This is a genomic window from Shigella sp. FC1544 (assembly GCF_001722145.1).
Classification (GTDB): domain Bacteria; phylum Pseudomonadota; class Gammaproteobacteria; order Enterobacterales; family Enterobacteriaceae; genus Escherichia; species Escherichia coli.
Map to the genome: position 1 here is coordinate 1 of NZ_MECT01000521.1, position 23304 is coordinate 23304.

Consider the following 23304-nt stretch of genomic DNA (forward strand, 5'->3'; position numbering starts at 1 on the left):
CAGCGCTGGCTGTTTTACGCGTATGACAGGCTCCGGAAGACGGTTGTTGCGCACGTATTCGGTGAACGCACTATGGCGACGCTGGGGCGTCTTATGAGCTTGCTGTCACCCTTTGACGTGGTGATATGGATGACGGATGGCTGGCCACTGTATGAATCCCGCCTGAAGGGAAAGCTGCACGTAATCAGCAAGCGATATACGCAGCGAATTGAGCGGCATAACCTGAATCTGAGGCAGCACCTGGCACGGCTGGGACGGAAGTCGCTGTCGTTCTCAAAATCGGTGGAGCTGCATGACAAAGTCATCGGGCATTATCTGAACATAAAACACTATCAATAAGTTGGAGTCATTACCGGCGATGGGATTGATATTTATCTGCGGGAATTTATATTATGTTTCTGCAAAAATGTTTAAACTAAAATTTTTATTAAGGAAAGAGAGGATGTATGATTTTCAGAAAATATTTATATTCGTAATATAAATAAATTACCATTTGCTTAATTCGTCAAATGCTCTTGTATGTAAGACTTCACGCAACGTCTCCCCATCAGGAAACGCCAGCTCCGGTGCAATCTCAAACAGCGGCCACAGCATAAATCCACGATTCTTCATATCGTAGTGCGGAACGGTCAGGCGTTCGGTATTTATCACTTCATTACCAAACAGCATGATATCGAGATCCAGCGTGCGTGGTCCCCAGCGTTCAGCTTTACGAACACGATCCTGTTGCAGTTCTATGCGCTGTGTATGGTTGAGTAACTCTTCCGGGGCGAGCGAAGTTTCAAGCGCCACGGCGGCGTTGAGGTAATCGGGTTGATCTTGCGGCCCCAGCGGTGGAGTGCGGTAAAACGAAGAAACGGCAAGAATGTGGCTTTCAGGGATATCGCCTAATGCTTTCAGGGCAGCATTGACCTGCTCCAGCGGAGAGGCCAGATTGCTGCCTATGGCAATATACGCCACTGTCATGCGGTACCCTCACGACGCGGTGCGCGTTTGCGTGGACGACGAGTACGGCGACGCGTTGACGGCTCTTCATCCAACTCGTTAAGCATCCCTTTTTGATCTGGTGGCGCGGAAACCTGGAACTCACCCCACCATTTCACCAGACGCTGCAGTTCAGCGTTACGTTCAACTTCAGCTCGCAAGGCCAACAGGTCATAAGCCGCACGGAACTTAGGATGCTCCAGCAGTTTCCATGCGCGTTTACCCTGACGACGGGACATACGCAACTGCAACTGCCAGATATCGCGGGTTAACGTCGTCAGACGTTTCGGGATTGCCAGTGAACGGCAGGCTTCGTCCAGCACGTCGTTCATCGCCAGCGCGAAAGCGTCGTGATAGGTCAGGCCGCTTTCCTGGGCGATCTTCTGTGCCGTCTCCAGCAGTGGGTACCAGAACATGGCGGCAAACAAGAACGCCGGGTTCACGCGCATATCGTTATGGATACGCGTATCGGTATTCTTCAGCACCTGTTCAATGATCCGCTCCATCGGGCTGTCGCCATTTTCCGTGAAGTAGCGGGTAATGGTCGGGAACAGCGGCTGGAACAGATGATATTCACACAACAGCTTATAGGTTTCGTAACCGTAGCCCGCTTGTAGCAGTTTAAGCGATTCTTCAAACAGGCGTGCCGGTGGGATATCGTTCAGCAGGGTAGCGAGGCGAGGGATCGGTTCTGCGGTTTCCGGGCTGATGCGCATACCCAATTTGGCGGCAAAACGTACCGCGCGCAGCATACGTACCGGATCTTCACGGTAGCGCGTTTCCGGGTTACCAATCAGACGGATAACGCCGTCCTTCAGATCCTTCATGCCGCCAACGTAATCACGGACGGTAAAATCCGCTACGCTGTAATACAGGCTGTTGATAGTGAAATCGCGGCGCTGGGCGTCTTCTTCGATGGAGCCGAAAATGTTGTCGCGCAGCAACATGCCGTTTTGCCCGCGTTGGGAGGTCGTGCGGTCGCTGACGTTACCTTCGTGGTGTCCACGGAAGGTTGCAACTTCGATAATCTCCGGGCCAAACATCACATGAGCCAGACGGAAACGGCGACCCACAAGGCGGCAGTTACGGAACAGTTTGCGCACCTGCTCAGGCGTGGCGTTAGTGGTTACGTCAAAATCTTTCGGCTTTTTGCCAAGTAACAGGTCGCGCACGCCGCCGCCAACCAGCCAGGCTTCGTATCCCGCTTTATTGAGCCTGTACATTACCTTCAGGGCATTTTCACTGATATCTTTGCGGGAAATAGCATGCTGCTCACGCGGGATCACGTCACCTGTGGACGGGCGACTGCCTGTTCAGCCTCGCTTTCCTCGCGGCTTAGCACCTTGCGGCAAAAATTAGCGACTCGGGTAAAAATAGTACACCTCGGTAGTGTCAAACATCATTCAGGACAAAAAAATAGCGGCTAATCATAGCTCAGCATGACGCATTTGAGAATGTTGAATTTACAATTGCCGACTCGGGCACGGCGGTCAGCGTCCAGTTTTTGACGGCTGACTGAAGGATTTGCTCGACGCTGAAATCCTGCCAGTGTGCTTCTGCCTGCTGCCCCAGAAATTGAAGTGCCGCGATTAGTACCGGGCGTGGATCGCCTTTCGGCAACGCAGGCGCATGATTCTGCTTGGAAAGTTTAGCGCCTTGTGGATTAAGCGCCAGCGGCAGATGAATGTAATCTGGCACTTTCCAGCCAAAAAGCTGGTACAGCGAGATTTGCCTTACTGTTGGTTCAATCAGATCAGCCCCACGCACTATTTCTGTAACGCCCTGGAAATGATCATCAACCACAACAGCCAGGTTGTAGGCGAACAACCCATCACGGCGATGAATGATAAAATCTTCCCGTGCCAGTTTTTCGTCGGCGTGAATAATGCCGCGCAGCTGGTCAGTAAATTGCGTGACCGGATGCTGCTGGCGGATACGCACTGCGGCGTTGTCTGGTCCATGATGCAACACCCGGCAATGACCGTCGTAAATACCGACAATGCTTTGAATACGCGCACGCGTACAGGTGCAGTAATAACTTAGTCCTTGTTCATGTAACCAGGCGAGTGCTTCACGATAGGCGTCGTGACGTTGCGATTGCCAGAGAACATCGCCGTCCCAGTGCAGACCGTAATGTTCCAGCTGGCGCAGGATAGTTTCTGCGGCACCGGGAACTTCACGAGGCGGGTCGATATCTTCTATGCGTACCAGCCAGCGACCTTGCCGGGCGCGAGCCTGCAAATAGCTGCCGAGCGCGGCGATCAGAGAGCCAAAATGAAGCTCGCCGGAAGGAGAGGGGGCGAAGCGGCCAATATACTGTGTGTCTGTCATCTCTTTGAACAAAAAATAAGGCGGGAGCATTTCCCGCCTGTGGTAAACGTGATGGAACGGCTGTAATTAGCCAGCCATCTGTTTTTCGCGAATTTCAGCCAGCGTTTTGCAGTCGATGCACAGATCGGCTGTCGGGCGCGCTTCCAGACGGCGAATACCAATTTCAACACCGCAGGATTCGCAGTAGCCGAAATCTTCGTCTTCCACTTTTTTCAGCGTCTTCTCGATCTTTTTGATCAGCTTACGCTCGCGATCGCGGTTACGCAGTTCGAGGCTGAACTCTTCTTCCTGGGCTGCACGGTCTACCGGGTCCGGGAAGTTGGCTGCTTCATCCTGCATATGTGTAACGGTGCGATCGACTTCATCCCTGAGTTGATTACGCCATGCTTCCAGAATACGACGGAAGTGCGCCAGCTGGGCTTCATTCATATACTCTTCGCCCGGCTTCTCCTGATATGGTTCCACCCCAGCGATGGCGAGAATACTCAGGGACGATGTTTTACGGTTTTGCCCTTCTTGCATGTTGCTTCTCCTTAACACGCACTATCGATCCCCATGTTCGGGGGAAAAATGAGGCCGCTATAAATAGCAGATGCTTTTCCGGATAGCAATTATCTAAACGTAACACTTGACAACTGTGTGAGGAAAAGCGTATTTGCGCACGCGACCAGAATGTAAATTAACCAGTTACTTACTTTACTACAATGTAACCGGCAGTGATTTTTTAAGAGCCATGCCTTCAGCAGAAATTTCCGCTTTGTAAGCCAGAATTTCTACCCCCCTCTGTTGAGCTTCTGACAATAGTTGCGCGTATTTCTCATCGATGTGGCGCGCGGGTGAAAACCGTGTAATGGCTGAATGCAGCACGGCGAAAAAGATAACCGCACGCTGGCCTTCAGCCGCTACGTTCATCAACTCCCGAAGGTGTTTCTGACCTCGTTCAGTGACCGCATCGGGAAAATATCCCTGTTCGTTCTCCGCTAACGTAACCGATTTCACTTCAATATAGCAGTCTGGACGCGAATCCGCCTGCAACATAAAGTCAATACGGCTGCGTTCTGCGCCATATTTTACTTCGCTTTTCAGCGAGCTATAGCCTGACAGTTCTGAAATTGATTCATTAAGGATAGCCTCTTTCGTCAACCTGTTAGCCCAAAGCGTATTGACGCAAATAAATGCGCCGCTCTGGCTTTGAGTTAGTTCCCAGGTGTGTGGGTATTTCCGTTTGGTGTTGTCTGAAGTCGAATACCAGACGGTATCGCCACGCGTTGCACAACCGGTCATCGCACCCGTATTCGGGCAGTGTAGCGTTAATTCGCGACCATCGGGTGTGATCACATCGGCTAAAAAACGTTTGTAACGCTGAATTAGCGTCGCGCGCTGTAGAGGGGGAGAGAATTCCATTGCGACAATCCTTGTTATTGCATTAGCGCCCAGCGTTTTAGCGGCGTGTAGCGTGTGCGTCCACGGGCAAACGAGGAGGCGTAAAGGGTGAACTCCGTCACCGCATAAGACCAGTTAAAACCTGGCGGCGGGATTGTCACCGCCTCGCTGGCGTCGCGCAATAAGGTAATATGTGGATGAAACGGACGATTGCTTTGAAAACAACCGCTGCGGGCAGCCTGTGAACGGAGCATATTCGCCAGCTGGATTAAGCCGCGTGGCGGCTGACGCATCCCTAACCACACCACACGCGAACGCAGCCATTGTCCGGCGTCATCAAGCGTGAGTGTGAAACCAGGTTGACGAATCCGTCCGGCTAAAAGAGAAAGCGCCTTCTCTTTCTCGGCGCTCACTTCGCCTAAAAATGCCAGAGTCAGATGCAAATTATCGGCGGCGACCGGACGTCCCGCCTCAGGTGGGAAGTGTGTGGCGCGCCAGTGGATAATCTGTTCGCGGATTTCTGCAGGTAAGTCGATAGCAAAGAACAGACGTTGCGGTTCAGACATGTGAGGCACTCGGTTATGAATTACCGCGATGCTACAATGTGGCGCGAAGAATGTTAACCCTCTGGAGCGTTTTGTGTCGTCGTTGCCCGTTGCTGCCGTCTTACCTGAATTACTTACCGCTCTCGATTGTGCGCCGCAGGTATTATTAAGTGCGCCGACCGGGGCCGGGAAATCAACCTGGCTGCCGCTGCAACTGCTGGCGCATCCCGGCATTAACGGGAAAATTATCCTGCTGGAGCCGCGTCGTCTGGCGGCGCGTAACGTCGCGCAACGGCTGGAGGAGCTGCTTAACGAAAAGCCAGGCGATACCGTTGGCTACCGGATGCGTGCGCAAAACTGCGTCGGGCCGAATACCCGCCTGGAAGTAGTTACCGAAGGCGTGCTGACGCGGATGATCCAGCGTGACCCGGAGTTGAGCGGTGTTGGATTGGTGATCCTTGATGAATATCATGAGCGTAGCTTGCAGGCGGATTTGGCGTTGGCGCTGTTACTCGATGTGCAACAAGGTCTGCGTGATGACCTTAAACTGCTAATTATGTCGGCTACGCTGGACAACGACCGCTTGCAGCAAATGCTGCCAGAAGCGCCCGTCGTCATCTCAGAAGGGCGCTCGTTTCCGGTTGAACGCCGTTATTTACCGCTGCCCGCGCATCAGCGTTTTGACGATGCCGTTGCGGTAGCCACCGCTGAAATGCTGCGTCAGGAAAGCGGATCATTACTGTTATTTTTACCTGGCGTCGGAGAAATTCAGCGTGTGCAGGAACAACTGGCTTCGCGCATCGGCAGTGATGTATTGCTCTGCCCGCTGTATGGCGCGTTGTCGCTGAACGATCAGCGAAAAGCGATCCTCCCGGCACCGCAAGGGATGCGCAAAGTGGTGCTGGCGACCAATATTGCTGAAACCAGTTTAACCATCGAAGGTATTCGTCTGGTGGTGGATTGTGCCCAGGAGCGTGTGGCGCGTTTTGATCCGCGCACGGGGCTAACGCGACTGATTACTCAACGCGTTAGCCAGGCATCCATGACGCAGCGTGCCGGGCGCGCCGGGCGTCTGGAGCCGGGTATCTGCCTGCATCTAATCGCCAAAGAACAAGCAGAACGCGCTGCCGCGCAAAGTGAACCGGAAATCTTACAAAGCGATCTTTCCGGTTTGCTGATGGAATTACTGCAATGGGGATGCAGCGATCCGGCGCAGATGAGCTGGCTGGATCAACCGCCAACGGTGAATCTACTGGCCGCGAAACGCCTGTTACAAATGCTGGGGGCGCTGGAAGGTGAACGGCTTAGTGCGCAGGGGCAAAAAATGGCAGCGCTGGGTAACGATCCGCGTTTAGCGGCAATGCTGGTTAGCGCGAAGAACGACGACGAAGCTGCTACCGCGGCAAAAATTGCCGCCATTCTCGAAGAGCCGCCACGGATGGGCAATAGTGACCTGGGCGTGGCGTTTTCGCGCAATCAACCAGCCTGGCAGCAACGTAGTCAGCAACTGTTAAAACGCTTAAACGTACGTGGCGGTGAGGCAGACAGTTCGCTTATCGCGCCGCTACTTGCCGGGGCGTTTGCCGATCGCATTGCTCGTCGCCGTGGGCAAGATGGACGCTATCAACTGGCAAACGGCATGGGAGCGATGCTCGATGCCGACGACGCGCTAAGCCGCCACGAATGGTTGATCGCACCGTTATTATTGCAGGGCAGCGCCTCGCCGGATGCGCGGATTTTACTGGCGCTGCCGGTCGATATTGATGAGTTAGTACAACGCTGCCCGCAGCTGGTACAGCAGTCTGACACTGTGGAGTGGGATGACGCGCAAGGTACGCTGAAAGCCTGGCGTCGGCTGCAAATCGGTCTGCTGACGGTGAAAGTGCAGCCGCTGGCGAAACCCTCGGAAGACGAGTTGCATCAGGCGATGCTTAATGGCATCCGTGATAAAGGTTTAAGCGTGCTCAACTGGACGGCGGAAGCGGAACAGCTACGCTTGCGTTTGTTATGCGCCGCAAAGTGGTTGCCGGAATATGACTGGCCAGCGGTTGATGATGAAAGTTTATTGGCGACGCTGGAAACGTGGCTGCTGCCACATATGACTGGCGTACATTCACTACGCGGCCTGAAATCACTCGACATTTATCAGGCACTACGCGGATTACTTGATTGGGGAATGCAGCAACGTCTGGATAGTGAATTGCCTGCGCATTACACTGTGCCGACGGGAAGCCGGATCGCCATTCGTTATCATGAAGATAACCCGCCCGCGCTGGCGGTGAGAATGCAAGAGATGTTTGGCGAGGCCACCAATCCGACGATCGCCCAGGGGCGCGTGCCGCTGGTGCTGGAGTTGCTTTCACCTGCCCAAAGGCCATTACAAATCACACGAGATTTGAGCGCCTTCTGGAAAGGAGCGTACCGTGAGGTGCAAAAAGAGATGAAAGGGCGTTATCCCAAACATGTCTGGCCGGACGACCCGGCAAATACTGCACCGACGCGACGGACGAAAAAGTATTCGTAAGGTTGGTTTTCTCCCTCTCCCTGTGGGAGAGGGCCGGGGTGAGGGCATCAGCGCGCACGTTCACCCTCACCCTAACCCTAACCCTCTCCCTCAAGGGAGAGGGGACCGATCGAACACAAATTTTGAGAGATATCTTCTTCTGTCTTGTAACAGAAGAACAGAAAATCGGGCTTTTGCGCCTGAATATTGCGGAGAAAAAGCATGGCCGGGAATGACCGCGAGCCAATTGGACGCAAAGGGAAACCGACGCGTCCGGTCAAACAAAAGGTAAGCCGTCGTCGTTACGAAGATGACGATGATTACGACGATTATGATGACTATGAGGATGAAGAACCGATGCCGCGCAAAGGTAAGGGCAAAGGGCGTAAGCCTCGTGGCAAACGCGGCTGGCTATGGCTACTGCTAAAACTGGCTATCGTTTTTGCCGTGCTGATCGCCATTTACGGCGTTTATCTCGATCAAAAAATTCGTAGCCGTATTGATGGCAAGGTCTGGCAACTGCCTGCGGCAGTTTATGGCCGAATGGTCAATCTTGAGCCAGATATGACCATCAGCAAGAACGAGATGGTGAAGCTGCTGGAGGCGACTCAGTATCGTCAGGTGTCGAAAATGACCCGTCCTGGCGAATTTACCGTGCAGGCCAACAGCATTGAGATGATCCGCCGTCCGTTTGATTTCCCGGACAGTAAAGAAGGGCAGGTGCGTGCGCGTCTGACCTTTGATGGTGATCATCTGGCGACCATCGTCAATATGGAGAACAACCGTCAGTTCGGCTTTTTCCGTCTTGATCCGCGTCTGATCACCATGATCTCCTCGCCAAACGGTGAGCAACGTCTGTTTGTGCCGCGCAGTGGTTTCCCTGATTTGCTGGTAGATACTTTGCTGGCGACAGAAGACCGCCATTTCTACGAGCATGATGGGATCAGCCTCTACTCAATTGGGCGTGCGGTGCTGGTAAACCTGACCGCAGGTCGCACGGTGCAGGGTGCGAGTACGCTGACGCAACAGCTGGTGAAAAACCTGTTCCTCTCCAGCGAGCGCTCTTACTGGCGTAAAGCGAACGAAGCCTACATGGCGCTGATCATGGACGCGCGTTACAGCAAAGACCGTATTCTTGAGCTGTATATGAACGAGGTGTATCTCGGTCAGAGCGGCGACAACGAAATCCGCGGCTTCCCGCTGGCAAGCTTGTATTACTTTGGTCGCCCGGTAGAAGAGCTAAGCCTCGACCAGCAGGCGCTGTTAGTCGGTATGGTGAAAGGGGCGTCCATCTACAACCCGTGGCGTAACCCGAAACTGGCGCTGGAGCGACGTAATCTGGTGCTGCGTCTGCTGCAACAGCAACAGATTATTGATCAAGAACTCTATGACATGTTGAGTGCCCGTCCGCTGGGGGTTCAGCCGCGCGGTGGGGTGATCTCTCCTCAGCCAGCCTTTATGCAACTGGTGCGTCAGGAGCTGCAGGCAAAACTGGGCGATAAGGTAAAAGATCTCTCCGGCGTGAAGATCTTCACTACCTTTGACTCGGTGGCCCAGGACGCGGCAGAAAAAGCCGCCGTGGAAGGCATTCCGGCACTGAAGAAACAGCGTAAGTTGAGCGATCTTGAAACTGCGATTGTGGTCGTCGACCGCTTTAGTGGTGAAGTTCGTGCGATGGTGGGAGGTTCTGAGCCGCAGTTTGCGGGCTACAACCGTGCGATGCAGGCGCGTCGTTCGATTGGTTCCCTTGCAAAACCAGCGACTTATCTGACGGCTTTAAGCCAGCCGAAAATCTATCGCCTGAACACGTGGATTGCCGATGCGCCAATCGCGCTGCGTCAGCCGAATGGCCAGGTCTGGTCACCGCAGAACGATGACCGTCGTTATAGCGAAAGCGGCAGAGTGATGCTGGTGGATGCGTTGACCCGTTCGATGAACGTGCCGACGGTAAATCTGGGGATGGCGCTGGGGCTGCCTGCAGTTACGGATACCTGGATCAAACTGGGCGTACCGAAAGATCAGCTGCATCCGGTTCCGGCGATGCTGCTGGGGGCGTTGAACTTAACGCCAATCGAAGTGGCGCAGGCGTTCCAGACCATCGCCAGCGGTGGTAACCGTGCACCGCTTTCTGCACTGCGTTCGGTAATCGCGGAAGATGGCAAGGTGCTGTATCAGAGCTTCCCGCAGGCAGAACGCGCTGTTCCGGCGCAGGCGGCGTATCTGACACTATGGACCATGCAGCAGGTGGTACAACGTGGTACGGGTCGTCAGCTTGGGGTGAAATACCCGAACCTGCATCTGGCAGGGAAAACAGGGACTACCAACAATAACGTAGATACTTGGTTTGCAGGCATTGACGGCAGCACGGTGACCATCACCTGGGTAGGTCGTGATAACAACCAGCCGACCAAACTGTATGGAGCCAGCGGGGCAATGTCGATTTATCAGCGTTATCTGGCTAACCAGACGCCAACGCCGCTGAATCTTGTTCCGCCAGAAGATATTGCAGATATGGGCGTGGACTACGACGGCAACTTTGTTTGCAGCGGTGGCATGCGTGTCTTGCCGGTCTGGACCAGCGATCCGCAATCGCTGTGCCAGCAGAGCGAGATGCAGCAGCAGCCGTCAGGCAATCCGTTTGATCAGTCTTCTCAGCCGCAACAGCAACCTGCTCAGCAAGAGCAGAAAGACAGCGACGGTGTAGCCGGTTGGATCAAGGATATGTTTGGTAGTAATTAACATCTAAGCGTGAAATACCGGATGGCGAGTTGCCATCCGGTAAAATAACATCCCATCTAAGATATTAACCCTTTCTTTTCATCTGGTTGTTTATTAACCCTTCAGGAACGCTCAGATTGCGTACCGCTTGCGAACCCGCCAGCGTTTCGAATATTATCTTATCTTTATAATAATCATTCTCGTTTACATTATCATTCACTTTACATCAGAGATATACCAATGGCGCGTTCCAAAACTGCTCAGCCAAAACACTCACTGCGTAAAATCGCAGTTGTAGTAGCCACAGCGGTTAGCGGCATGTCTGTTTATGCACAGGCAGCGGTTGAACCGAAAGAAGACACTATCACCGTTACCGCTGCACCTGCGCCGCAAGAAAGCGCATGGGGGCCTGCTGCAACTATTGCGGCGAAGCACTCTGCTACTGCGACTAAAACGGATACACCAATTGAAAAAACGCCGCAGTCTATTTCGGTTGTGACAAATGAAGAGATGCAGATGCATCAATTTCAGTCTGTAAAAGAAGCATTAGGTTATACACCTGGCGTTACGGTTAGCAGTCGTGGTGCTTCTAATACATATGATTTTGTTATCATTCGTGGTTTCTCATCTGTTGGTCTGAATCAAAATAATTACCTTGATGGACTAAAACTTCAGGGCAACTTTTATAACGATGCTGTGATTGATCCTTACATGCTCGAGAGGGTTGAACTGATGCGTGGGCCGACGTCTGTTCTCTATGGAAAAAGTAATCCTGGTGGGATTATTTCTATGGTGAGTAAGCGTCCGACCACTGAACCCCTGAAAGAAATTCAGTTTAAAATGGGGACGGATAATCTGTTTCAGACCGGATTCGATTTCAGTGATGCACTGGATGATAACGGTGAGTTCTCTTACCGTTTGACGGGCCTCGCTCGCTCAACAAACGAACAGCAGAAAAACTCTGAATCTCAGCGTTATACCATTGCTCCATCATTCTCATGGCGTCCAGACGACAAAACCAATTTTACTTTCCTGTCCTATTTCCAGAATGAACCAGAAACGGGTTATTACGGTTGGTTGCCGAAAGAGGGGACCGTTGAGCCATTGCCTAATGGTAAGCGTCTACCGACTGACTTCAATGAAGGTGCATCGAATAATACATACTCCCGTAACCAGAAAATGGTGGGATATAGTTTTGAACATGGTTTTAATGACACCTTCACCGTGCGTCAGAATCTGCGTTTCAGTGAAATGAAAACCTCACAGAAAAGTGTTTATGGCACAGGGATTGCTGGTGATGGTCATACCCTAAACCGCGGGACAGTAGTGGATAATGAGCGTCTACAAAACTTTAGCGTTGATACCCAACTTGAAAGTAAGTTTGCTACAGGTGACGTCGAGCATACTTTGCTGACAGGGGTAGACTTCATGCGGATGCGTAATGATATCAATGCCAGCTTTGGATCCGCACCATCCATCGATCTTTATAACAAATATCACCCTGAATACTTTGCATTTGGTAGCGCAGAGCCATACCAGATGAATGAAAGCAAACAAACAGGTATTTATGTTCAGGATCAGGCGGAATGGAATAAATGGGTATTCACTCTGGGGGGACGCTACGATTGGTCTAAGCAAGCGACCACTGTTCGTGAAAACTCTTATACGCCGACTGAAGGTTATATTGAGCGCAATGATCATCAGTTCACCTGGCGCGGTGGTGTAAATTACTTATTCGATAATGGTATTTCACCTTACTTTAGCTATAGCCAGTCCTTTGAACCGAGTGCTTTCGATCTGTGGAGCAACCCACGCATTTCCTATAAGCCATCGAAAGGTGAACAGTATGAAGCTGGCGTAAAATATGTTCCGAATGATATGCCGGTCGTTGTTACGGGCGCAGTCTATCAATTGACGAAAACAAATAACCTGACAGCAGACCCAACAAACCCATTAGCGCAAGTCCCAGCAGGTGAGATTCGCGCTCGTGGTGTGGAACTTGAAGCAAAAGCGGCGTTAAATGCCAATATTAACTTGACGGCTTCTTATACCTACACCGATGCGGAATACACCAAAGACACCAATCTCAAAGGTAAAACTCCAGAACAAGTACCGGAGCATATGGCATCTCTCTGGGGGGATTATACCTTCAATGAAGGGCCGCTTTCTGGTTTAACATTGGGAACAGGTGGTCGTTTTATTGGTTCCAGCTATGGTGATCCGGCAAACACTTTTAAAGTGGGTAGCGCAGCTGTAATGGATGCTGTTGTAAAATATGATCTGGCACGCTTTGGTATGGCGGGATCCAGCCTTGCTGTGAACGTCAACAATTTGCTCGATCGTGAGTATGTTGCCAGTTGCTTCCAGACTTATGGCTGCTTCTGGGGCGCAGAACGTCAGGTCGTTGCAACCGCAACCTTCCGTTTCTAATTTCTCTTTTGGGGCACGGATTTCCGTGCCCATTTCACAAGTTGGCTGTTATGCAGGAATACACGAATCATTCCGATACCACTTTTGCACTGCGTAATATCTCCTTTCGTGTGCCCGGGCGCACGCTTTTGCATCCGCTGTCGTTAACCTTTCCTGCCGGGAAAGTGACCGGTCTGATTGGTCACAACGGTTCTGGTAAATCCACTCTGCTCAAAATGCTTGGCCGTCATCAGCCTCCGTCAGAAGGGGAGATTCTTCTTGATGCCCAGCCGCTGGAAAGCTGGAGCAGCAAAGCGTTTGCCCGCAAAGTGGCTTATTTGCCGCAGCAGCTTCCTCCGGCAGAAGGGATGACCGTGCGTGAACTGGTGGCGATTGGTCGTTACCCGTGGCATGGCGCGCTGGGGCGCTTTGGGGCGGCAGATCGCGAAAAAGTCGAGGAAGCTATCTCGCTGGTTGGCTTAAAACCGCTGGCGCATCGGCTGGTTGATAGTCTCTCTGGCGGCGAACGTCAGCGGGCGTGGATCGCCATGCTGGTGGCGCAGGATAGCCGTTGTCTGTTGCTCGACGAACCGACCTCGGCGCTGGATATCGCCCACCAGGTTGATGTGCTGGCGCTGGTGCACCGTTTAAGTCAGGAGCGTGGCCTGACGGTCATTGCCGTGTTGCACGATATCAATATGGCGGCACGCTACTGTGATTATCTGGTCGCCCTGCGCGGTGGTGAAATGATTGCTCAGGGAACGCCTGCGGAAATTATGCGCGGCGATACCCTCGAAATGATTTATGGCATCCCGATGGGTATTTTGCCGCATCCGGCGGGTGCTGCACCTGTGAGTTTTGTTTATTGATGAGCGGCTTACCTCTTATTTCGCGCCGTCGACTGTTAACGGCGATGGCGCTTTCTCCGTTGTTATGGCAGATGAATACCGCCCACGCGGCGGCTATTGATCCCAATCGTATTGTGGCGCTGGAGTGGTTGCCGGTGGAATTACTGCTGGCGCTCGGCATCGTGCCTTACGGCGTGGCGGATACCATCAACTATCGCCTGTGGGTCAGCGAACCACCATTGCCGGACCCAGTGATCGACGTCGGTTTGCGCACAGAACCTAACCTTGAACTGCTGACCGAAATGAAACCGTCGTTTATGGTCTGGTCGGCAGGATATGGCCCTTCAGCAGAAATGCTGGCACGTATTGCGCCGGGGCGTGGATTTAACTTCAGCGACGGCAAACAGCCGCTGGCGATGGCGCGTAAATCACTGACGGAAATGGCAGATTTACTTAACCTGCAAAGCGCAGCAGAAACGCATTTAGCGCAATATGAAGACTTTATCCGCAGCATGAAACCCCGCTTTGTGAAGCGTGGTGCACGCCCGTTATTGCTGACGACGCTTATCGATCCGCGCCATATGTTGGTCTTCGGTCCAAACAGCTTGTTCCAGGAAATTCTTGATGAGTACGGCATCCCAAATGCCTGGCAAGGGGAAACCAACTTCTGGGGCAGTACCGCCGTCAGTATCGATCGTCTGGCAGCGTATAAAGACGTTGATGTGCTCTGTTTTGATCACGACAACAGCAAAGACATGGATGCGCTAATGGCAACCCCGCTGTGGCAGGCCATGCCGTTTGTCCGCGCCGGACGCTTTCAGCGCGTACCCGCAGTCTGGTTTTATGGTGCGACGCTCTCGGCAATGCACTTTGTGCGCGTTCTGGATAACGCCATCGGAGGTAAAGCGTGAGTAAACGAATTGCGCTTTTCCCGGCGTTATTGCTGGCGCTGCTGGTGATTGTCGCTACGGCGCTGACCTGGATGAACTTTTCGCAGGCGCTGCCGCGTAGCCAGTGGGCGCAGGCCGCCTGGTCGCCGGATATTGACGTCATCGAGCAGATGATTTTTCACTACAGCTTGCTGCCGCGTCTGGCGATTTCGCTGCTGGTGGGCGCAGGCCTGGGGCTGGTGGGCGTGCTGTTTCAGCAAGTGCTGCGTAATCCGCTGGCGGAACCGACGACACTTGGCGTTGCTACAGGCGCGCAACTGGGGATTACCGTCACTACGCTCTGGGCGATCCCAGGGGCGATGGCGAGTCAGTTTGCTGCGCTGGCGGGCGCTTGCGTTGTTGGCTTAATCGTCTTTGGCGTCGCGTGGGGGAAACGGCTTTCGCCGGTAACGCTGATCCTCGCGGGGCTGGTAGTGAGCCTTTATTGTGGGGCAATCAATCAGTTACTGGTTATCTTCCACCATGACCAACTGCAAAGCATGTTCCTGTGGAGCACCGGAACGCTGACGCAAACCGACTGGGGCGGTGTTGAGCGTTTATGGCCGCAGTTGCTGGGCGGTGTGATGCTGACGTTGCTGCTACTTCGCCCGTTAACCCTGATGGGGCTTGATGATGGCGTGGCGCGCAATCTCGGGCTGGCCTTGTCGCTCGCGCGTCTGGCGGCGCTGTCGCTGGCGATTGTCATCAGTGCGCTGCTGGTGAACGCGGTGGGGATTATCGGCTTTATCGGGTTGTTTGCGCCGTTGCTGGCAAAAATGCTGGGGGCGCGGCGTCTGCTGCCGCGACTGATGCTGGCGTCGTTGATTGGTGCGCTGATCCTCTGGCTTTCCGATCAAATCATCCTCTGGCTGACTCGCGTGTGGATGGAAGTGTCCACCGGTTCGGTCACTGCGTTGATCGGTGCGCCGCTGCTACTGTGGCTGTTGCCGCGTTTACGCAGCATTAGCGCGCCGGATATGAAGGTCAACGATCGTGTCGCGGCTGAACGCCAACATGTGCTGGCGTTTGCCCTCGCGGGCGGCGTGCTGCTGTTGATGGCTGTGGTGGTGGCGCTGTCGTTTGGTCGTGATGCGCACGGCTGGATGTGGGCGAGCGGGGCGTTGCTCGATGATTTAATGCCCTGGCGCTGGCCGCGAATTATGGCGGCGCTATTTGCGGGCGTCATGCTGGCGGTGGCGGGCTGTATTATTCAGCGACTGACCGGCAACCCGATGGCAAGCCCGGAAGTGCTGGGGATTAGCTCCGGCGCAGCGTTTGGCGTGGTACTGATGCTGTTTCTGGTACCGGGTAATGCTTTTGGCTGGCTGTTACCCGCGGGAAGTATCGGTGCCGCGGTGACGCTGTTGATTATTATGATCGCCGCCGGGCGCGGTGGATTTTCCCCACACCGCATGTTACTGGCGGGGATGGCGTTAAGTACCGCATTCACCATGCTTTTAATGATGTTGCAGGCGAGTGGTGACCCGCGAATGGCGCAAGTGCTCACCTGGATCTCTGGTTCGACCTACAACGCCACCGATGCGCAGGTCTGGCGTACCGGAATTGTGATGGTGATTTTGCTGGCGATTACACCGCTGTACCGCCGCTGGCTGACCATTTTACCTCTGGGCGGTGATACCGCACGAGCTGTGGGAATGGCGCTGACGCCGACGCGAATTGCGCTGCTGCTGTTAGCGGCTTGCCTGACGGCGACCGCGACGATGACTATTGGACCGTTGAGTTTTGTTGGTTTAATGGCACCGCATATTGCGCGGATGATGGGTTTTCGACGGACGATGCCACACATCGTAATTTCGGCGCTGGTGGGTGGTTTACTGCTGGTATTCGCTGACTGGTGTGGGCGGATGGTGCTGTTTCCATTCCAGATCCCGGCGGGGCTGCTGTCGACCTTTATCGCGCGCCATATTTTATCTATTTGTTGAGAAAGCAGAGCCGTTAATTGAGTGCCTCGCCCGGTGGGCGAGGCAAAATTATCACAACTTCGCAAATACCCGACGTGCAGCATCGATGGTGTTATTGATATCTTCCATGCTGTGCGCCACAGACATAAAGCCCGCTTCAAACGCTGACGGTGCCAGGTAAACACCTTCGTCCAGCATCATATGGAAGAAACGCTTAAAGCGTTCCACGTCACAGGCCATCACATCCTGATAGCACGTCACGGACTCGGCGTCGGTAAAGAAAATACCGAACATGCCGCCAACGTGGTTAACGACCAGCGGAGTTCCGGCTTCTTCTGCCGCTTCCAGCAGACCTTCTGCCAGACGTGTTGTCAGCTCATCCAGCGTTTCGTGAACGCCCGGCTGCGCGACTTCATTCAGACAGGCGAAACCCGCTGCCATCGCAATCGGGTTACCGGAAAGCGTACCCGCCTGATAGACCGGACCCGTCGGGGCCAGCGCATCCATTACATCACGACGACCACCGAATGCGCCTACCGGCATTCCACCGCCGATGATTTTGCCGAGGCAGGTTAAATCTGGCACTACGCCGTAATAATCCTGTGCGCCAGCCAGTGCCACGCGGAAGCCGGTCATCACTTCATCGATGATCAGCAACGCGCCAAATTCGTCGCACAGCGCACGCAGACCTGGCAGGAACTCTGGCTGCGGCAGAACACAGTTCATATTGCCTGCCACCGGCTCGACGATAATACAGGCAATCTCTTGCGGGTATTGCTCAAACGCGGCGCGTACAGAAGCCAGATCGTTATAAGTACAGGTTAAGGTATGTTTGGCGAAATCTGCCGGAACACCCGGCGAGTTTGGCTGGCCTAACGTGAGTGCGCCAGAACCGGCTTTCACCAGCAGGCAGTCAGCGTGACCGTGGTAACAACCTTCAAATTTAATGATTTTGTCGCGACCGGTAAAACCACGGGCCAGGCGGATGGCGCTCATGGTCGCTTCAGTGCCGGAGTTCACCATGCGCACCATATCCATGGTCGGGACCAGTTCGGTCACCAGTTGCGCCATTTTCACTTCCATTTCGGTCGGTGCACCAAAGCTTAAACCACGCTCGGCGGCTTCAATCACGGCATTGCGGATAGCCGGATGGTTATGGCCCAGCACCATCGGCCCCCAGGAACCGACATAATCGATATAGGCTTTGCCATCAACATCGTACAGATAAGCGCCGTCCGCTTTTTCGATAAACAGTGGAGTGCCGCCCACGCCAGTAAAGGCGCGAACAGGGGAGTTCACACCGCCAGGGAGCAGCTCGCGCGCTGCGCTGTAAAGATTTTCAGACTTACTCATGGAGGGTTCCTGATTCGTAGAAAAAGTGAATGGCTGCTATTCTATGTTATTCATAACAAGTTAAATACTCGTCAAACATCAGGCTGCTTGTACTGGTGCAATCCTGATTTCTTAGAGTATAAAAGTTTTGTGCATTTGAAACATTACGCTTTGCAAAGGATTTTCATGGAACGTGCGAGTAAAATGCCGTCATCTTATTTGTATGACCAATAAGTGATCATTGGATGAAAACTGATACTCCCTCTTTAGAAACACCGCAGGCCGCGCGCCTGCGACGCAGACAACTGATTCGCCAACTTCTTGAGCGCGATAAAACCCCGTTAGCCATTTTGTTTATGGCGGCAGTCGTCGGCACGCTTGTCGGGCTGGCAGCGGTTGCTTTTGACAAAGGTGTCGCCTGGTTGCAGAACCAACGTATGGGGGCGCTGGTACATACTGCTGATAATTATCCGCTTCTGTTAACCGTCGCTTTTCTCTGTTCGGCGGTGCTGGCGATGTTCGGCTACTTTTTGGTGCGCAAATACGCGCCGGAAGCAGGTGGTTCGGGGATCCCGGAAATTGAAGGGGCGCTGGAAGACCAACGTCCCGTTCGCTGGTGGCGTGTGTTGCCGGTGAAATTCTTTGGCGGGCTGGGGACACTCGGCGGAGGCATGGTGCTGGGGCGCGAAGGGCCAACCGTGCAGATCGGCGGCAATATCGGTCGCATGGAACTCGATATTTTCCGCCTGAAAGGTGATGAAGCTCGCCATACGCTGCTGGCAACCGGTGCTGCTGCGGGGCTGGCTGCGGCCTTTAACGCGCCGCTGGCGGGTATTTTGTTTATTATCGAAGAGATGCGTCCGCAGTTTCGCTATACGTTAATTTCGATTAAAGCGGTATTTATTGGCGTCATTATGTCGACCATTATGTACCGCATTTTTAATCATGAAGTTGCGTTGATTGACGTCGGTAAACTTTCTGATGCGCCGCTTAATACGCTGTGGCTTTATCTGATCCTCGGTATTATTTTTGGCATTTTCGGCCCTATTTTTAATAAATGGGTGCTGGGGATGCAGGATTTGCTGCACCGTGTGCACGGCGGCAATATTACCAAATGGGTGCTAATGGGCGGTGCGATTGGCGGTCTGTGTGGATTGCTGGGGTTTGTGGCACCAGCAACGTCGGGCGGCGGTTTTAACCTGATTCCTATCGCTACCGCAGGGAATTTCAGCATGGGAATGCTGGTGTTTATCTTCGTCGCGCGGGTCATTACCACCTTACTGTGCTTCTCTTCCGGCGCGCCGGCGGTATTTTTGCCCCGATGCTGGCGCTGGGTACTGTGCTGGGAACCGCTTTCGGAATGGTTGTCGTTGAGCTGTTTCCGCAATATCACCTTGAGGCGGGGACTTTTGCTATTGCCGGAATGGGGGCGTTACTGGCGGCATCTATTCGCGCGCCGTTAACGGGGATCATTTTGGTTCTGGAGATGACCGATAACTACCAGCTCATTTTGCCAATGATTATTACCGGTCTTGGCGCAACACTATTAGCGCAATTTACCGGCGGGAAACCGCTATATTCGGCGATTCTTGCGCGCACGCTGGCAAAACAGGAAGCTGAGCAACTGGCGCGAAGCAAGGCCGCATCAGCCAGCGAGAATACTTGAACGAAATACCAGGGTATTAGATAATGGCGATTATTATTGGGTTAGAATTTGCCCAATTGCCGATGTCGTTTGGAGCAAAATATGAGTGATGACGTAGCACTGCCGCTGGAGTTTACCGACGCAGCAGCCAACAAAGTTAAAAGCCTGATCGCTGACGAAGATAACCCGAATCTGAAATTACGCGTGTATATCACCGGTGGCGGTTGCAGCGGCTTCCAGTATGGTTTCACCTTTGATGATCAGGTGAACGAAGGCGATATGACCATCGAAAAACAGGGCGTTGGCCTGGTGGTTGATCCGATGAGCCTGCAATATCTGGTCGGTGGTTCCGTTGACTATACCGAAGGACTGGAAGGTTCTCGTTTCATCGTGACCAACCCGAACGCGAAAAGCACCTGCGGTTGCGGTTCTTCCTTTAGCATCTAATCTGTTGTTCATGTGCCGGATAAACTATCCGGCACATCTTCTCTCTTCAACGCCCATTCTCATCCAGCGCAAACGTCGGTAGCTTAAGATGCCAACGAATAGCCGCCAGCCGAATCAATAGCGTCACGACCATGCCCATCATACTGGCTGTTTCCAGTGGTACGGAAAATGTGTAATAAGCCGTAGCGTGGACAATACCGCCGATAATACAGGCAGTTGCGTAGATTTCTGTACGTAAAATCATGGGGATTTCGCGGGCCAGTACATCACGAATGATCCCGCCGCCAACGCCAGTAATGACGCCCATACAAACCGCGATTAACGGACCGGCTTCCGCATTAAAGGCTTTATTCACGCCAATGCCGACAAACACCGCCAGACCAACGGCGTCCAGCACCGGCAACATCCATTTTGGTAAGCGTCTTGGCTGGTGCACCAGCACGATGGTCAGCATGCTGGTTACCATTGCAACGACCAGATCGGTGGGATCTTTCACCCAAAATACCGGGCCGTGATCCAGCGCCATGTCGCGAATTGTCCCGCCGCCTACAGCGGTAACCACGCCCAGTACCAGAACACCAAAAGGGTCCATACGCAATTTTCCGGCTAACAAAACGCCGGAGATGGCAAATACTGCTGTGCCGACTATATCCAGCCAATAGACGAGCATTGTTCAATCCCCACTGAGCACCTAAAAAGGTCAGGCGCTAATCTACCTGTGAAAGCGCATTACAGAGCTGTTGTGCAGCGAGGATAATACGTGGGCTTGCACGTCAAACCAGTCACTCGTGAGAGGAATAACGGGAATTTTGAGCTGTTCACCCCAGTATTGTTTGATTTTAGGAATTTGGTCCGGTCCGCCTGTAATGACAATCGCCTGTGGCGAGCGTGCTAACACCTGTTCGCGGCTAACTTGCGGCCAAGGAACCCGGCTGTCTTTAAAGATGTTTTCTCCGCCACAAACTTCGAGTACCTGGTTTTGAATCGACTCTTTTCCACTGGTAAATGGCGGATTAATGCCGAATTGCAGAAAAACACGTTTTTTAGGTTTATCAGCATATTGCGCTTTCAATTGCGCGTACTGATCCAGCAGGGATTGCGCGGCTTGTTCGGCCTTATCCGGTTGCGGACTCCAGGGGGCCAGTTGACGTAACGCATTGGCAATTTGTTCAATGCTTGTCGCATCGACCCACATCACTTTTATTCCCAGCGAAGCCAGCTGGTCAACCTGCCGCTCGGCATTACCTCCACGCCAGGCAATCACCAGATCGGGTTTCAGCGCGACAATGCGTTCCAGATTCATCCCCTGCCAGGTGGAAACCTGCTCAATCTTTTGCGCTTGTGGAGGATAGTCGGAATAGCTGCTGACCCCAACCGGCGTGATCCCGGCGGCAAAGGCAAGTTCAGTGTTGGCGGGAGAAAGCGTGATGACGCGCGGTGCCGCGTTGAGCCACAGTGGCGCGAGAAAAGACAGGGCGACCAGCGCCCTGAACAGTGACTTAGCCATGTGCCAGTTTCTGCACCAGTGACTCAACCATCAGGATGGACTGTTTAGCGGCAACAGCCAGGAACTCATCGAAGCTAAGATGAGACTGTTGATCGGCCACGTCGGAGATGGCGCGTACGACAACAAACGGGACGTTGAAATTGTGGCAGACATGGGCGATTGCCGTCGCTTCCATCTCTACAGCAATGGCCTGTGGGAAGTTGTGGCGGATTTTCGCCAGACCAACAGAACCGTTGATGAAAGCGTCGCCGCTAACAATCAGGCCACGTACAGCGTTAAGATTCAGTTCGGCAATGCAGGCCTCAGCGGCAGCGATCAGTTTATCGTCAGCTTTAAAGCCTGCCGGACAGCCTGGTAACTGACCGTATTCATAACCAAATGCCGTGACATTCGCGTCGTGATAACGTGCTTCGTCCGAGACAACGATATCGCCCACTTTCAACGTTGGTGCCAGGCCACCGGCAGAACCGGTGTTAATAATCACATCTGGCTTGCAGTGTTCCAACAGCAAAGTGGCACCCAGCGCCGCAGCGACTTTACCGATGCCCGATTTCAGAAGCGCAACCTCGGTTCCATTCAGTTGGCCGGTATAGATTTCGCAACCGCCGAGACTGATAGTTTGACGATTTTCGATTTTGTCACGCAGCAGCGTAACTTCTTCTTCCATTGCACCAATGATGCCGATTTTCATAGATTTACTCGCGATAAGCCCGATTTGAAGGCATAGTTTACCATGCGCTTACGGGGAAGCGTATTTCTCACGCGGGAGAGGACATGGCACAGATTGATTTCCGAAAAAAAATAAACTGGCATCGTCGTTACCGTTCACCGCAGGGCGTTAAAACCGAACATGAGATCCTGCGGATCTTCGAGAGCGATCGCGGGCGTATCATCAACTCTCCGGCAATTCGTCGTCTGCAACAAAAGACCCAGGTTTTTCCACTGGAGCGCAATGCCGCCGTGCGCACGCGTCTTACCCACTCGATGGAAGTCCAGCAGGTGGGGCGCTACATCGCCAAAGAAATTCTAAGCCGTATGAAAGAGCTTAAATTACTGGAAGCATACGGCCTGGATGAACTGACCGGCCCCTTTGAAAGCATTGTTGAGATGTCATGCCTGATGCACGATATCGGCAATCCGCCGTTTGGTCATTTTGGCGAAGCGGCGATAAATGATTGGTTTCGCCAGCGTTTGCACCCGGAAGATGCCGAAAGCCAGCCTCTGACTGACGATCGCTGCAGCGTGGCGGCACTACGTTTACGGGACGGGGAAGAACCGCTTAACGAGCTGCGGCGCAAGATTCGTCAGGACTTATGTCATTTTGAGGGGAATGCACAAGGCATTCGTCTGGTGCATACATTGATGAGGATGAATCTCACCTGGGCACAGGTTGGCGGTATTTTAAAATATACCCGTCCGGCGTGGTGGCGTGGCGAAACGCCTGAGACACATCACTATTTAATGAAAAAGCCGGGTTATTATCTTTCTGAAGAAGCCTATATTGCCCGGTTGCGTAAAGAACTTAATTTGGCGCTTTACAGTCGTTTTCCATTAACGTGGATTATGGAAGCAGCCGACGACGGTAATGCTGCCAACTTACTGATTTAGTGTATGATGGTGATTTTAAGGTGCTTGCGTGGCTTCCATTTCCATCAGATGTCCTTCCTGCTCCGCTACTGAAGGCGTGGTGCGTAACGGCAAAAGCACTGCCGGACATCAGCGCTATCTCTGCTCTCATTGCCGTAAAACATGGCAACTACAGTTCACTTACACCGCCTCTCAGCCCGGTACGCACCAGAAA

17 protein-coding genes and 6 pseudogenes are annotated in these 23304 nt (G+C 53.2%); 13 read left to right on the top strand and 10 right to left on the bottom strand.

All coding sequences use genetic code 11. The features are described from left to right. A pseudogene (locus BGK49_RS19240) lies at window positions 1-339 on the top strand (IS1-like element IS1B family transposase); the annotation flags it as partial. 147 nt (window positions 340-486) lie between these two features. On the opposite strand, the gene folK reads toward BGK49_RS19240, so the two are convergent. The 6 genes and pseudogenes from folK to thpR all read right to left on the bottom strand — a co-directional run bounded on the left by folK (window position 487) and on the right by thpR (window position 5264). Beyond that, window positions 487-966: a 2-amino-4-hydroxy-6-hydroxymethyldihydropteridine diphosphokinase gene (gene folK / locus BGK49_RS19245; protein ID WP_000215122.1), complete on the bottom strand. Its 480-nt coding sequence runs from the start codon at window positions 964-966 to the stop codon at window positions 487-489. After that, window positions 963-2359: pseudogene (gene pcnB / locus BGK49_RS19250) on the bottom strand (polynucleotide adenylyltransferase PcnB). Before pcnB ends, folK begins: the two are co-directional and overlap by 4 nt. A gap of 59 nt (window positions 2360-2418) precedes the next feature. Beyond that, the gene (gene gluQRS / locus BGK49_RS19255) at window positions 2419-3315 is read right to left on the bottom strand and encodes a tRNA glutamyl-Q(34) synthetase GluQRS (protein WP_005039415.1); all 897 of its coding nucleotides are present in this window, start codon (window positions 3313-3315) and stop codon (window positions 2419-2421) included. A gap of 66 nt (window positions 3316-3381) precedes the next feature. After that, a complete protein-coding gene (gene dksA / locus BGK49_RS19260; protein WP_001155227.1) occupies window positions 3382-3837 on the bottom strand; it encodes an RNA polymerase-binding protein DksA in 456 nt (151 codons plus the stop codon). A 177-nt stretch (window positions 3838-4014) separates the two neighbouring features. Beyond that, window positions 4015-4719 carry a DNA/RNA nuclease SfsA gene (gene sfsA, locus BGK49_RS19265; protein ID WP_000396054.1) on the bottom strand — a complete coding sequence of 235 codons (705 nt, stop codon included), beginning with the start codon at window positions 4717-4719 and terminating at the stop codon, window positions 4015-4017. A 14-nt stretch (window positions 4720-4733) separates the two neighbouring features. Next, window positions 4734-5264 carry an RNA 2',3'-cyclic phosphodiesterase gene (gene thpR, locus BGK49_RS19270; protein WP_001294699.1) on the bottom strand — a complete coding sequence of 177 codons (531 nt, stop codon included), beginning with the start codon at window positions 5262-5264 and terminating at the stop codon, window positions 4734-4736. Window positions 5265-5337: 73 nt separating this feature from the next. Between thpR and hrpB the strand changes: the two genes are divergently transcribed. From hrpB to fhuB, 6 genes and pseudogenes are all read left to right on the top strand, one after another. Then, a complete protein-coding gene (gene hrpB, locus BGK49_RS19275; protein ID WP_005039421.1) occupies window positions 5338-7767 on the top strand; it encodes an ATP-dependent helicase HrpB in 2430 nt (809 codons plus the stop codon). 201 nt (window positions 7768-7968) lie between these two features. Beyond that, window positions 7969-10485: a bifunctional glycosyl transferase/transpeptidase gene (gene mrcB, locus BGK49_RS19285; protein ID WP_000918195.1), complete on the top strand. Its 2517-nt coding sequence runs from the start codon at window positions 7969-7971 to the stop codon at window positions 10483-10485. 219 nt (window positions 10486-10704) lie between these two features. Next, window positions 10705-12894 (top strand): ferrichrome porin FhuA, encoded by a 2190-nt coding sequence (gene fhuA / locus BGK49_RS19290; protein WP_000124381.1) that lies wholly within the window; start codon window positions 10705-10707, stop codon window positions 12892-12894. Window positions 12895-12944: 50 nt separating this feature from the next. Beyond that, entirely contained in the window at window positions 12945-13742 is a 798-nt protein-coding gene (gene fhuC, locus BGK49_RS19295; protein WP_001400473.1) for a Fe3+-hydroxamate ABC transporter ATP-binding protein FhuC, read from the top strand. After that, window positions 13742-14632: a Fe(3+)-hydroxamate ABC transporter substrate-binding protein FhuD gene (gene fhuD / locus BGK49_RS19300; protein WP_046891680.1), complete on the top strand. Its 891-nt coding sequence runs from the start codon at window positions 13742-13744 to the stop codon at window positions 14630-14632. Before fhuC ends, fhuD begins: the two co-directional genes overlap by 1 nt. Then, a pseudogene (gene fhuB / locus BGK49_RS19305) lies at window positions 14629-16610 on the top strand (Fe(3+)-hydroxamate ABC transporter permease FhuB). Before fhuD ends, fhuB begins: the two are co-directional and overlap by 4 nt. Window positions 16611-16644: 34 nt before the next feature. Here the strand turns inward: fhuB and hemL are convergent. Further along, a complete protein-coding gene (gene hemL / locus BGK49_RS19310) occupies window positions 16645-17925 on the bottom strand; it encodes a glutamate-1-semialdehyde 2,1-aminomutase (RefSeq protein WP_000045324.1) in 1281 nt (426 codons plus the stop codon). A gap of 165 nt (window positions 17926-18090) precedes the next feature. Between hemL and yadX the strand changes: the two genes are divergently transcribed. The 4 genes and pseudogenes from yadX (at window position 18091) to erpA (ending at window position 19996) form a co-directional block, all read left to right on the top strand. Next, window positions 18091-18138, top strand: coding sequence for a protein YadX (gene yadX / locus BGK49_RS31265; RefSeq protein WP_211180485.1), 48 nt, complete (start codon window positions 18091-18093; stop codon window positions 18136-18138). A gap of 11 nt (window positions 18139-18149) precedes the next feature. Next, window positions 18150-19570 (top strand): annotated as a pseudogene (gene clcA / locus BGK49_RS19315) (H(+)/Cl(-) exchange transporter ClcA). 23 nt (window positions 19571-19593) lie between these two features. Further along, on the top strand, window positions 19594-19659 hold the full coding sequence (gene yadW / locus BGK49_RS29850) for a small protein YadW (protein WP_120795373.1): 66 nt from the start codon (window positions 19594-19596) through the stop codon (window positions 19657-19659). Then, complete coding sequence (erpA, locus tag BGK49_RS19320; RefSeq protein ID WP_001295564.1) at window positions 19652-19996, top strand: iron-sulfur cluster insertion protein ErpA; 345 nt, start codon at window positions 19652-19654, stop codon at window positions 19994-19996. The genes yadW and erpA overlap by 8 nt, the downstream gene beginning before the upstream one ends. Before the next feature lie 46 nt (window positions 19997-20042). Here erpA and BGK49_RS19325 read toward each other — a convergent pair whose 3' ends face one another. From BGK49_RS19325 to mtnN, 3 genes and pseudogenes are all read right to left on the bottom strand, one after another. Next, on the bottom strand, window positions 20043-20666 hold the full coding sequence (locus tag BGK49_RS19325; RefSeq protein WP_000964214.1) for a TRIC cation channel family protein: 624 nt from the start codon (window positions 20664-20666) through the stop codon (window positions 20043-20045). A gap of 37 nt (window positions 20667-20703) precedes the next feature. After that, window positions 20704-21503 (bottom strand): annotated as a pseudogene (gene btuF, locus BGK49_RS19330) (vitamin B12 ABC transporter substrate-binding protein BtuF). Continuing rightward, window positions 21496-22194 carry a 5'-methylthioadenosine/S-adenosylhomocysteine nucleosidase gene (mtnN, locus tag BGK49_RS19335; RefSeq protein WP_000689850.1) on the bottom strand — a complete coding sequence of 233 codons (699 nt, stop codon included), beginning with the start codon at window positions 22192-22194 and terminating at the stop codon, window positions 21496-21498. Before mtnN ends, btuF begins: the two are co-directional and overlap by 8 nt. Window positions 22195-22277: 83 nt before the next feature. Here mtnN and dgt point away from each other — a divergent pair. Then, window positions 22278-23084, top strand: a pseudogene (dgt, locus tag BGK49_RS19340) (dGTPase); the annotation flags it as partial. A gap of 55 nt (window positions 23085-23139) precedes the next feature. Next, window positions 23140-23304: IS1 family transposase (locus tag BGK49_RS28210; protein ID WP_047664789.1), on the top strand; the 165-nt coding region annotated here is incomplete at its 3' end.